The 12,125-nt window shown below is 66.5% G+C and carries 10 protein-coding genes and 1 pseudogene; 4 read left to right on the top strand and 7 right to left on the bottom strand.

The features are described from left to right. Positions 1–32: 32 nt before the first annotated feature. From IG194_RS20850 to IG194_RS20840, 4 genes and pseudogenes are all read left to right on the top strand, one after another. Positions 33–509 (top strand): prepilin peptidase, encoded by a 477-nt coding sequence (locus tag IG194_RS20850; RefSeq protein ID WP_058488629.1) that lies wholly within the window; start codon positions 33–35, stop codon positions 507–509. A 121-nt stretch (positions 510–630) separates the two neighbouring features. Next, positions 631–1,671, top strand: a pseudogene (locus IG194_RS33365) (cache domain-containing protein); the annotation flags it as partial. A 90-nt stretch (positions 1,672–1,761) separates the two neighbouring features. Then, on the top strand, positions 1,762–2,526 hold the full coding sequence (locus IG194_RS33360; protein ID WP_371263883.1) for a methyl-accepting chemotaxis protein: 765 nt from the start codon (positions 1,762–1,764) through the stop codon (positions 2,524–2,526). Positions 2,527–3,090: 564 nt separating this feature from the next. Beyond that, positions 3,091–4,980 (top strand): methyl-accepting chemotaxis protein, encoded by a 1,890-nt coding sequence (locus tag IG194_RS20840; protein WP_058071387.1) that lies wholly within the window; start codon positions 3,091–3,093, stop codon positions 4,978–4,980. Between the two features lie 345 nt (positions 4,981–5,325). Here IG194_RS20840 and IG194_RS20835 read toward each other — a convergent pair whose 3' ends face one another. The 7 genes from IG194_RS20835 to IG194_RS20805 form a co-directional block, all read right to left on the bottom strand. Continuing rightward, complete coding sequence (locus IG194_RS20835) at positions 5,326–6,801, bottom strand: helicase HerA-like domain-containing protein (protein WP_058488628.1); 1,476 nt, start codon at positions 6,799–6,801, stop codon at positions 5,326–5,328. Positions 6,802–6,882: 81 nt separating this feature from the next. Then, the gene (gene pncB, locus IG194_RS20830) at positions 6,883–8,091 is read right to left on the bottom strand and encodes a nicotinate phosphoribosyltransferase (RefSeq protein WP_058488627.1); all 1,209 of its coding nucleotides are present in this window, start codon (positions 8,089–8,091) and stop codon (positions 6,883–6,885) included. A 306-nt stretch (positions 8,092–8,397) separates the two neighbouring features. Next, positions 8,398–8,628, bottom strand: a complete 231-nt coding sequence (locus tag IG194_RS20825) for a hypothetical protein (protein WP_009617982.1) — start codon at positions 8,626–8,628, stop codon at positions 8,398–8,400. Then, positions 8,625–9,329: a lipopolysaccharide kinase InaA family protein gene (locus IG194_RS20820; RefSeq protein ID WP_009617981.1), complete on the bottom strand. Its 705-nt coding sequence runs from the start codon at positions 9,327–9,329 to the stop codon at positions 8,625–8,627. The genes IG194_RS20825 and IG194_RS20820 overlap by 4 nt, the downstream gene beginning before the upstream one ends. A 2-nt stretch (positions 9,330–9,331) precedes the next feature. After that, on the bottom strand, positions 9,332–10,003 hold the full coding sequence (locus tag IG194_RS20815) for a class I SAM-dependent methyltransferase (protein ID WP_009617980.1): 672 nt from the start codon (positions 10,001–10,003) through the stop codon (positions 9,332–9,334). Positions 10,004–10,082: 79 nt separating this feature from the next. Further along, the gene (locus IG194_RS20810; protein WP_009617978.1) at positions 10,083–11,360 is read right to left on the bottom strand and encodes a sensor histidine kinase; all 1,278 of its coding nucleotides are present in this window, start codon (positions 11,358–11,360) and stop codon (positions 10,083–10,085) included. Further along, positions 11,350–12,033 carry a response regulator transcription factor gene (locus IG194_RS20805; RefSeq protein WP_009617976.1) on the bottom strand — a complete coding sequence of 228 codons (684 nt, stop codon included), beginning with the start codon at positions 12,031–12,033 and terminating at the stop codon, positions 11,350–11,352. The genes IG194_RS20810 and IG194_RS20805 overlap by 11 nt, the downstream gene beginning before the upstream one ends. Positions 12,034–12,125 lie beyond the last annotated feature (92 nt).

Here is a 12,125-nt window from a genome sequence, read left to right as displayed (position 1 = left end):
ATCCGGGCCTGACCTGAGCAGGACACGAGCGAATGCTGGCGACATGGATGCTGCTCGGTTGGCTGGCCGCCTGTGCCTACCAGGACCTGCGCCGCCGCAAGGTGGATAACCTGCTGACCCTCGGCGGCCTGGCCGCGGCCGCCGCCTACCTGTACCTGCACGGCCACAGCCTGACCCAGCATTCCGTGGCGGCCGCCCTCGCCGCGGCGGCCCTGGGCCTCTCGCTGAGCCTGCCCGGCTACTGGCTCGGCAAGCTGGGCGCGGCGGACGTCAAGCTGCTGGCCGCGCTGGGCCTGGCCAGCGACCCCGACACCCTGCTCTACAGCCTGGGCCTGGCCTGCCTGGCGACGCTGCTGCTGATGCTGGGCAGCAGGCTTTCGATCGACTCGAACAGGCTTCCGCAGCCCGTCGTGGCGCGGCTGAAATCCTTCGATGCCAGCCGTTCCAAGTCATTTCCCTTCGCTTTCTCGATCTTTACCGGCTATCTGCTGCAACTGGCATTCACCTGAACGATGCCCGCGGGATCCGTCATTCTTTTCTGACGTCATTTTCCCATCACAAAGCTAAAGTCCTACAGAAAACGGCCGATACAACCTGCCCACACCGTCGTTCCCGCAGGATGCTCTACCCATGCTTCGCTCGCTGTCCTTCGCCAAGAAGATCCTTCTGGCGGCCTCCCTCGTGGTGATCTTCGCCTTCGCCTGCTTCATCTTCTTCAACGACTTCCGCCAGAGCCGCGCCATCCAGGAGGACACCGACTCCTACCTGCGCGAGATCGGCAGCCTCACCGCCAGCAACATCCAGAGCTGGCTGGAAGGCCGCATCCACCTGGTGGAGATGGAAGCCGCGCAACTGGCCGATGGCGAGCCCACCGCCGAGCGCATCCAGCACGTGCTGGAGCAGCAGGTGCTGCAGCGGAACTTCGAATCGGTGTACCTGGGCGAGGCCGCCAGCGGCGTCTTCACCATGCGCCCCTACTCGCCCATGCCCGACGGCTACGACCCGCGCCAGCGCGGCTGGTACAAGGACGCCGCGGCCGCCGGCCGGCTGATCGTCACCGAGCCCTTCCTCGACGCCGGCACCAAGGAGCAGATCCTCGCCATGTCCATGCCGGTCATGCGCAACGGCCAACTGGTCGGCGTGGCCGCCGGCGACATGAAGCTGCAGACCATCACCGCCATCCTCAACTCGCTGAAGTTCGACGGCGACGGCTATGCCTTCCTGGTCAGCGACGCCGGCAAGATCCTCCTGCACCCGGACGACGCGAAGGTGTTCAAGAACCTCGCCGAGGTCTACCCGCACGGCGCGCCGCAGGTCCGCCCCGGCGTGCAGGAAGTGGAAGTCGACGGCCATACGCAACTGGTCTCCATGACCCGCGTCGAGGGCCTGCCGGGGGTGTCCTGGTACGTCGCCCTGGTGCTGGACAAGAGCGCCGCCTACGCCATGCTCAGCGACTTCCGCACCTCGGCGGTGATCGCCACCCTGGTCGCCATCGTCGCGATCATCTTCCTGCTGGGCATGCTGATCCGCGTGCTGATGCAGCCGCTCACCGACATGGGCCGCGCCATGCAGGACATCGCCCAGGGCGAGGGCGACCTGACCAAGCGCCTGAAGGTCGACAGCCGCGACGAGTTCGGCCTGCTGGCCGAGGCCTTCAACCGCTTCGTCGCGCGCATCCACGAGTCCATCCGCGAAGTGGCCGGCACCGCGCGCCAGCTGCATGACGTGTCGCAGCTGGTGGTCAATGCCTCCAACTCGTCCATGGCCAACTCCGACGAGCAGGCCACCCGCACCAACAGCGTGGCAGCGGCGATCAACGAACTGGGCGCCGCCGCCCAGGAAATCGCCCGCAACGCCGCCGATGCCTCGCACCACGCCAGCGACGCCAGCCACCAGGCCGGCGACGGCCGCCAAGTGGTGGAGCAGACCATCGCCGCGATGAATCAACTGTCAGAGAAGATCAGCTACGCCAGCACCCACATCGAGGCGCTGAACAGCCGCACGGTGAACATCGGGCAGATCCTCGAAGTGATCAAGGGCATCTCCGAGCAGACCAACCTGCTGGCGCTCAACGCCGCCATCGAAGCCGCCCGCGCCGGCGAGGCGGGCCGCGGCTTCGCCGTGGTGGCCGACGAGGTGCGCAACCTGGCGCACCGCGCCCAGGAATCGGCGCAGCAGATCCAGGGCATGATCGAGGAACTGCAGGTGGGCGCCCGCGAGGCGGTCAACACCATGGGCGAAAGCCAGCGCTACAGCCTGGAGAGCGTGGAAATCGCCAACCGCGCCGGCCAGCGCCTGGCCAGCGTGACCGGGCGCATCAGCGAGATCGACGCGATGAACCAGTCGGTGGCCACCGCCACCGAGGAGCAGACCGCGGTGGTCGACTCGCTGAACATGGACATCACCGAGATCAACACCCTCAACCAGGAAGGCGTGGAAAACCTCCAGGCCACCCTGCGCGCCTGCGCCGACCTGGAAACCCAGGCCGGGCGGCTGCGGCACCTGGTGGACAGTTTCCGCATCTGATCCGCCATCCATGAACAAGGCGCCTGCGGGCGCCTTTTTCATGTTCGCAAGATGCCATCTGTAGGAGCGGGCCCTGCCCGCGAATCGCGCGCAGGGCGCGCTCCTACAAGGGTGCGAGGCATGGGCACCCGTAGGGCGTATAACCGTTCGCGGTTATACGCCGATACACCTCATCCACAGGCCAACCTCCTGGCCGAGCCCGGAATGCGCGGAAACAGAGGTTCGGGCTCGACCATGCAAGGGCCTGGAACCAAGGCCAAGCGGCGTATAACGCGGAGCGTTATACGCCCTACACACTTCTCTGCCTTTCACCCTCCGGCCGCTACCGTTCGTCCGCCTCGCTAAAGCTTCCTACGGAAAATGCCGACTTCTTGTCTGAAAGCCGCATCAGCCGGCGCTTCAGCCCCGGGCAAGGGCTTCCCGGCACAGGAGTGCCACCGGCCGCACGTCACCCGCGGGCGGCCCCACCGCCGCCCCACCCGGCGCGCGGTCTGTAGTCCGGGGGCTCGGAACCATCGCCGAGGCCCCCAAATCACTGGCCCCATCCCTGGATGCAAAAACAAGATGATGAAGAACCTGAAGTTCAGCCACAAAATACTGCTGGCCGCTTCTCTGGTGGTTTTCGCCGCATTCGCGCTCTTCACCCTGTACAACGACTCCCTGCAGCGCAACGCCATCCGCGCGGACCTGGAGTCCTACCTGCAGGAAATGGGTGAAGTCACCGCCAGCAACATCCAGAACTGGCTCAGCGGGCGCATCCTGCTGGTGGAACACACCGCCCAGAGCATCGGCCGCGACAGCGCGCCGGCCAGCCTCGGCGGCCTGCTGGAGCAGAAGGCGCTGACCTCGACCTTCAGCTTCACCTACCTCGGCCAGGCCGACGGCAGCTTCACCATGCGCCCGGACGACAAGATGCCCGACGGCTACGACCCGCGCACCCGCCCCTGGTACAAGGACGCCCTGGCCGCCGGCGGCACCACCCTGACCGAACCCTACGTCGATGCCGCCACCGGCCAGTTGATCATCACCATCGCCACGCCGGCCCAAGCCGCCGGCAAGACCGTGGGCGTGGTCGGCGGCGACCTCAACCTGCAGGCCATCGTGCAGATCATCAACTCGCTGGACTTCAGCGGCATGGGCTACGCCTTCCTGGTCAGCGGCGACGGCAAGGTGCTGGTCGCCCCGGACAAGCAGCAGGTGATGAAGAACCTCAGCGAAATCTACCCGCAGAACACCCCGCGGATCGGCAGCGGCTTCAGCGAGAGCGAGCTCAACGGCTCTACCCGCATCCTCGCCTTCGCCCCGGTCAAGGGCCTGCCTTCGGTGAACTGGTACATCGGCCTGTCCATCGACAAGGACAAGGCCTACGCCATGCTCAGCACCTTCCGCACCTCGGCGGTGATAGCCGCGCTGGTCGCCATAGTCGCGATCCTCCTGCTGCTGGGCATGCTGATCCGCGTGCTGATGCAGCCGCTCACCGCCATGGGCCGCGCCATGCAGGACATCGCCCAGGGCGAAGGCGACCTGACCAAGCGCCTGGCGGTGCACAGCCGCGACGAGTTCGGCGCCCTGGCCGAAGCCTTCAACCGCTTCGTCGAGCGCATCCACGAGTCCATTCGCGAAGTAGCCGGCACCGCGCGCCAACTGCATGACGTGTCGCAACTGGTGGTCAACGCCTCCAACTCGTCCATGGCCAACTCCGACGAGCAGGCCAACCGCACCAACAGCGTGGCCGCGGCGATCAACGAGCTGGGCGCCGCCGCCCAGGAGATCGCCCGCAACGCCGCCGATGCCTCGCACCACGCCAGCGACGCCAGCCACCAGGCCGGCGACGGCCGTCAGGTAGTGGAGCAGACCATCAGCGCGATGAACCAGCTGTCGGAGAAGATCAGCTACGCCAGCACCCACATCGAGTCGCTGAACAGCCGCACGGTGAACATCGGGCAGATTCTCGAAGTGATCAAGGGCATCTCCGAGCAGACCAACCTGCTGGCGCTCAACGCCGCCATCGAAGCCGCCCGCGCCGGCGAGGCGGGCCGCGGCTTCGCCGTGGTCGCCGACGAGGTGCGCAACCTGGCGCACCGCGCCCAGGAAGCCGCGCAGCAGATCCAGGGCATGATCGAGGAACTGCAGGTGGGTGCCCGCGAGGCGGTCACCACCATGGGCGAAAGCCAGCGCTACAGCCTGGAGAGCGTGGAGATCGCCAACCGCGCCGGCCAGCGCCTGGCCAGCGTGACCGGGCGGATCAGCGAGATCGATGCGATGAACCAGTCGGTAGCCACCGCCACCGAGGAACAGACCGCGGTGGTCGACTCGCTGAACATGGACATCACCGAGATCAACACCCTCAACCAGGAGGGCGTGGAGAACCTCAAGGCCACCCTGCGCGCCTGCGCCGACCTGGAGACCCAGGCCGGGCGGCTGCGGCAGTTGGTGGACAGCTTCCGTATCTGAACCGCCATCCATGAACAAGGCGCCTGCGGGCGCCTTTTTCATGTTCGCAAGAGGCTACCTGCAGTAGCGGGCCCTGCCCGCGAATCGCGCGCAGGGCGCGCTCCTACAGGGGTGCGGGGCATGGGCACCCGTAGGGCGAATAACCGTTCGCGGTTATACGCCGATACACCGATCTCATGCCCGGCCCATCGCGGACGGAGTCCGCTCCTACGGTTCCAGGAAGCACGGCTTTTCGTAGGATGGCGTTGAGCGAAGCGATACCCATCAGCGCAACCGCATGGGTTTCGCAAGCTCAACCCATCCTACGAAGAGCATCGCGGCGCCGGCTGTAAGCGATATGCCCACCTACCGCCGCTTGCCGCCCAGCAGCGAGCCCATCAGCCCGCGCACCAGCTCGCGGCCAATCTGGTTGGCGGCCTGGCGCACCACCGTCTTCATGGTCTGGCTGGCCAGGTTGCCGAGGATTTCCCCGGCCATGCTGCCCAGGCTGCTGCCGGCGTCGGCCTTGGTTTCGCTGGGCGCCATCTTGTCGTCGGTGCGGCCGGTCAGGCGCTCGTAGGCCGATTCGCGGTCGATCGGCTTGTCGTAGCGCCCGGCCAGGGGCGAGGTGCGGATGATCTGCGCGCGCTCGGCATCGGTCAGTGGGCCGATGCGCGACTGCGGCGGGGCGATGGCCACGCGCTGGACCATGGCCGGGGTGCCCTTCTCTTCCAGGGTGCCCACCAGCGCTTCGCCGATGCCCAGCTCGGTGAGCACCTTCAGGGTGTCGAACGCCGGGTTCGGGCGGAAGCCGTCGGCCACCGCGCGCAGGGATTTCTGCTCCTTCGCGGTGAAGGCGCGCAGGCCGTGCTGGATGCGCAGGCCGAGCTGGGCCAGGACGTCGTCCGGCAGGTCGCTGGGCGACTGGGTGACGAAGTACACACCCACGCCCTTGGAGCGGATCAGCCGCACCACCTGCTCCAGGCGGTCGTGCAGGGCCTTGGGCGTGCCGTTGAACAGCAGGTGCGCCTCGTCGAAGAACAGCGCCAGCACCGGCTTGTCGGCATCGCCGCGCTCGGGCAGTTGCTCGAACAGTTCCGACAGCAGCCAGAGCAGGAAGGTGGCGTAGACCTTGGGCGCCTCGTGCACCAGCTTGCTGGCGTCGAGCAGGTGGATGCGCCCGCGGCCGTCGGAATCCGGGCGCAGGATGTCTTCCAGCTGCAACGCCGGCTCGCCGAAGAAGGCCTCGGCGCCCTGCTGTTCCAGGGTCGCCAGGCGCCGCAGCAGCGCCTGGGACGAGGCGCCGGTGAACAGCGCGCGGTCGTCGCCGAGCACTTCCGGGTGGTCCTTGAGGTAATTGAGCAACGCCTTGAGGTCCTTCAGGTCGAGCAGCAGCAGACCCTGCTGGTCGGCCACCTTGAAGGCGGCGAAGAGCGCGGCCTGCTGGCTGTCGGTCAGCTCCAGCAGGTTGCCCAGCAGCAGCGGGCCCATCTCGCTGAGGGTGGTGCGCAGCGGGTGGCCGCTGTGGCCGGCGACGTCCCACAGGCTCACCGGATAGGCCTTGGCCTGGTAGCCCAGCCAGGGCATCGAGGCGATGCGCTCGGCCACCTTGCCCTGCGGGTTGCCCGCCGCGCCCAGGCCGCAGAGGTCGCCCTTGATGTCGGCGGCGAACACCGCGATGCCGGCATCGCTGAAGCTCTCGGCCAGGTGCTGCAGGGTCACCGTCTTGCCGGTGCCGGTGGCGCCGGCGATCAGGCCGTGGCGGTTGGCCAGCTTCCACGGCTGGCTGACGGCCTGGCCATCGGGACCGGCGCCGATGATGAGTTGGTTGCTTGCTGACATCCTTGCTCCCCTGGTGAACGGAAGGTCACCCGGCAAGACTGGCGCTTCGCGCGCCCGAGCGCAACGGCGCCGCAGCGCTTTTCAGCCGCGGGCCTCGTCGACGCGGAAGACGTGCTTGAGGTAGCGGCCGAAATTCTCGTCGTTGCATTGCATCTTGCCCGGGGTATCGGAGATTTTCGCCACCGGCTGGCCGTTGCAGGCGGTCATCTTCAGCACGATGTTCATCGGCTCGACGCCGGGGATATCACAGGTGAAATGGGTACCGATGCCGAAGCTGACGTCGATGCGCCCGCGCAGCGAGCGGTAGATGTGCAGCGCGCGCGGCAGGTCGAGGCCGTCGGAGAACACCAGGGTCTTGCTGCACGGGTCGATGCCGAGGCTCTCGTAGTGGGCGATGGCCTTCTCCGCCCAGACCAGCGGGTCGCCGGAGTCGTGGCGCAGGCCGTCGAAGAGCTTGGCGAAGTACAGGTCGAAGTCGCGCAGGAAGGCGTCCATGGTGATCACGTCGGTCAGGGCGATGCCCAGCTGGCCGCGGTATTCGCGGACCCAGGCGTCCAGCGCGGCGGCCTGGCTGTCGATCAGCCGCGGGCCGAGCTGCTGGTGGGCCATCAGCCATTCGTGGGCCATGGTGCCCAGCGGCTTGAGGTCGAGCTTGCGCGCCAGGTGCACGTTGCTGGTGCCGACGAAGCGCCCGGGGAAGCTCGCCTTCAGCTCGCGCACCACGCATTCCTGCACAGCATAGGAGAAGCGCCGACGGGTGCCGAAGTCGGCCATCTTGAAGCCGGCCAGTTCCTCGGCGCTGGCCTCGCGGCGCAGCCAGTCGAGCTTGTCGCTCAGGCGCTCGCGCACCAGGTCGAGGGTCACCTGTGGATAACGCTGCAGGTTGCGCGCCTCGCTGATGCTGGCCAGCACAGGCACCTCGAAGAGGATCACGTGCAGCCAGGGGCCTTTCAGGCGCAGGAAGAACTCGTCGTTCTCGATGCCGGTCTGCACGTAGCGCATGTTGAAGCGGAACAGGCCGAGGAAGCGGATGAAGTCCGGCTTGAAGAAGGGAATGCGTTCGAGGAAGGCCAGTTGCTCGCTGCTGAAGCTCAACCCGGCCAGCGCCTCGATGCGCTCGCGGATGCGCGCCAGGTAGGGGCGCAGGTCCTCGCGGTTGCGGCAACGGAACTCCCACTCCACCTCGACGTTGGGGTAGTTGTGCAACACCGCCTGCATCATGCTCAACTTGTAGAAGTCGGTATCCAGCAGGTTCTGCACGCCGAAGGGGGTGAATGCGGACTCAGCCATGCTCGCCTCTCGCTTGTCGTCAGCTTGCAGTCTAACGGGATGTGTTCGGCAGGCGCAGAAAATCCGTAGCCCTCCGGCAAACACAAGACCCATAGGATGGCGTTGAGCGGAGCGATACCCATCCGTTGAGGCGCGCCTTGGCGCAGCCGGCAAGACAGTTGCTCCTACGAGTTCAGGGAGACACGGGCGGACTTTGTCCGCGATTGGATTCACCGGCCACGCCGGGCCCCGGTGCATCATGAAAAATGCCGTTTCCCCCATAGGGAGAAACGGCATTCTTTTCTTCACCGCCGAGGCGGACCCTGCTCAACGTGGCGCGCTGACACCACCCTGCGACATGCCAAAGAGGAACAGCAGCAGATCGTGGTCCGGCCGCGCCGCCTGTTTGGCCTGCACGTTCGCCGGCACACGGCAGCTGGCCTGCTCGCCATGGGAGCCGATCACCTCGGGACCCGGCTCATGCCAGGCAGCCGCCGCCAGCGTTGCCACGCCCAGGGCGCCAACGAGGAGCAAACTTCGTGTGATTTCTAGTTTCATGCCTGCAACCCTTTGATGGCGCTGCCAAACGCCGCCTCGTAACCATAGACAAAGGCTTGCCATTGCGCTTCCGTCCACGACGAACGGCGCTTCACCTGGCGCAGGTCGTGGCGGGCCGCGCGGCGGGCGCTGAAGCGCTGGCGGGCTTTTTCCAGGTCGATCAGGGCGACGTCGATCTGCTCGCCCTCGACCTTGACGAAGACATGCTTGAGGTACAGGCAGCCATGCTGCCAGCGGCCCAGGTTGAGCCTGGCGAGGGTCTTGCCGTACTGCTGCAGAATGCGCTGGTGCACGGCCTCGCCCCAGCGCTCGTGGTCACCGCGGGCGTAGCAGTCTTCCAGGCTCGAGTAGCCGTCCAGCGACTCGGTGACCAGCAGCGCCTGCCATTCGCCGTCCACTTTGCGGCAGCCGGCGTAGACCAGGGTCGGCACCTTGACGCCCAGGCTCGCGGCGGCCTGCAGCGCATCGCGCTCGCGGATGGCGGTCGGGTAGCCGAAGGGGTGCAGCAGGTCGCGGTAGATATGCCCGACCTGCTGCTTGCGGTAGAGCAGGCGGCCATCGTCGGTCAGCACGCGCTGGACCCCGCTTTCGCCGCCCCGCCGCCGATTCGGCTCCTCTACCCATTTGCCGGGAATCTGCAACCAGCGATCGATGGCATCTTCACCGGAAATTCGCTGCAGAGCGGCCAAATCAGCGCCCATCATTACTCCTTACGCAGAATGTAGACCCGCCACATGTGCACCAGCGGGACGAAATCGATATGGTCCTGCACCGAGAAACCGGCCTGGCGGAACTCCTCCTCGATGCTGCGGGCAGGAATCACGAAGCGGTTCTGGTACGCGTGCTTCTTGCGCCCTTCCTCGGCGCGACGGCGTTTCCAGGCCTTGAAGTTGCCGTCGACCCACAGCGAGAGGATCACGCTGTCGCGGGTCACGCGGTGGAACTCGCGCAGCATGGTCATGCGGTCGCTCGGTTCACCGATGTGGTGCATCAGGCGCATGCTGAAAATGCTGTCGACGGCGTTGTCCGGCAAATCGATGGCGAACGCCGAAGTCTGCAAAGGCCGCACGCGTTTGACAACCTCCTCCGGCTGGCCGGCGCAGGCCACGGCGATCATGTCGGCGGAATTGTCCGCGCCGATGATCACCCGGTTGTCCTTCTCGGCCAGCATCGGCCAGAAGCGACCGGCGCCGCACGGCAGGTCCAGCACCAGGTTCGGCTGGCCGGCCAGCTTGAGTGCCTGGCGGGCGATCTGGACATCGCGCCAATGGGAAAGTTTCCGGGACAGCCCACTGCGATGCTTGCGCAGGTAGCGCTCGGCATGCTGACGGTCGTACTTCTGGGAAAACTCAAGCTCGACGGGCTTGTCGCTCATGATGGGGTTCCTGCTCATTTTTTATACGAAACTAAGGGTGATTCTGTATCCATGCGGTCATGCGCATGTGAAAAATTCGTCAAGGCTCGCCCACCAGGCGAACCTCGAAACGGCATCCGTGCGGTTGCGCCGGCGTCAGGCCGACTTCCCAGCCTTCCGCCGCGCAGATCCGCTTCACCAGCGAAAGGCCCAGGCCAAGGCCCTCGCCGCGCTGTTGCGGGCCGCGGACGAAGGGCTGGAACATGCGCTCGCGCTGCTCCTCGGGAATGCCCTGGCCACTGTCCTCGACGACGAAACCGCTGTCGGTCAATTGCAAGCGGATATGTCCGGCGTCCGTATAGTGCATGGCGTTGCGCAACAGATTGCTCATCACCGAGCGCAGGAAAGCCGCGTTGTATTCCTCCGGCGGCACGCCCTGCACCTCGTAGATCAGCTGCAGCCCCTTGGCCTCGATGGGCCCGCGCCATTGCCCGGCCAGGTCGTCGGCGATGCGCTGCAGGCCGGCCCGCGGGGCGATGTCCAGTTCCTTGGTGCGCGAGCGCGCCAGCATCAGGAAGGTCTGCACCAGGTCGCGCATTTCCTCGCTGGCGCTGGCGATCCGCGCCAGTTGGGTGCGCGCCTTCGGGCTCAGGCCCGGTTCCTCGGCGAGCAGCTCGCTGCTGGTGGCGATCACCATCAGCGGCGTGCGCAGTTCGTGGCTGACGTCGCTGGTGAACAGCTTCTCGCGGGTCAGCACCTGGTGCAGTTGGCCGATCGCATAGTCGAAGGCCTCGGCCAGTTCGCCGACCTCGTCGTGGGCGTAGTCCGGCGCCAGCGGCGGCGCCAGGTCCAGCAACTGGTCGCGGTGGCGCACCTGGCGCGCCAGGCGCACCACCGGCTCCATCACCTTGCGCGAGAGCAGCCAGCCGAGCAGGCCGGCCAGCGCCAGGCTGAGCACGTAGCCGGTCACCACGGCGGCGTACAGCACCTGCTCACGCGCCTCGAAATCGCTCTGGTCCTGCAGCAGCACGTAGCGGCGGCCGTCGGTGTCGCGCACCAGCGCGTGGAACGACAGCTCACCGTCGAACACTTCGTGGAAGCCCGACTCCAGGCGCCGCAGCGCCGGCGGCATGGCATAGATGCCGACGCCATCGCTGACGAAGAAGCGCATGCCCGGGTCCAGCCGCGGGCCCCTGCCGCTGTGCAGGTCCTCGTTGATGATGCGGTCCAGTTCGCCGCCCAGGTCACGGGAGATCAGGCGTTCCTCGACCACGTGCACCACGCCGACGATGCTCAGGGAAAACAGGCCGCCGACCAGCGCGGTCATGAACACGAAGGCAAAGACGATCCGGCGGGAAAGGCTCTGCCTATACTCCATTCGTTTCCTCCGCCAGGCGGTAGCCGACACCGTGGACGGTGTGCAGCAACGGCAGGGCGAAAGGCTTGTCGATCACCTGGCGCAGTTGATGCACGTGGCTGCGCAGGCTGTCGCTGTCCGGGCAGTCGTCGCCCCAGACGGCTTCCTCGAGCACGTCGCGGCGCACCACGTGGGGGCTCTTCTGCATCAGCACGGCCAGCAGCTTGAGGCCGATGGGGTTGAGCTTGAGCGCCTTGCCGGCGCGGTTCACTTCCAGGGTATCGAGGTTGTAGCTCAGGTCCGCCACCTGCAGCTCGCGGCGGCCGCCGCCCTGGGTCCGGCGCAGCACCGCCTCGATGCGCGCGGCCAGCTCCGACAGGGCGAAGGGCTTGAGCAGGTAGTCGTCGGCGCCGGAGCGGAAGCCTTGCAGGCGGTCGTCCAGTTGGTCGCGGGCGGTCAGCATGATCACCGGGGTGTCGCGCCGCGCGTCTTCGCGCAGGCGCCGGCACAGGGTGAAACCGTCCAGGCCGGGCAGCATCACGTCCAGGACGATCAGGTCGTAGTGCGCGGTGGCCGCCAGGTGCAGGCCGGACAGGCCGTCCTGCGCGCAATCCACCGTGTAACCCTTGAGCCCCAGGTAATCCGCCATGTTGGCCAGGATGTCCCGATTGTCTTCCACCAACAGAATCCGCATGTTCCTCTCCGCTTTGCAGGGCACCCTAGACTAGCTCGCTTAATTGGAACTTAAGCGTCTTTGACGTTTTTTTCACAAAGCGCCAGGCCGCG

It is taken from the genome of Pseudomonas sp. ADPe (assembly GCF_014843515.1).
GTDB classification, from domain to species: domain Bacteria; phylum Pseudomonadota; class Gammaproteobacteria; order Pseudomonadales; family Pseudomonadaceae; genus Pseudomonas; species Pseudomonas citronellolis.
The sequence above is the reverse complement of the archived record's forward strand: the minus strand, read 5'-3'. Positions and strand labels throughout refer to the sequence as shown.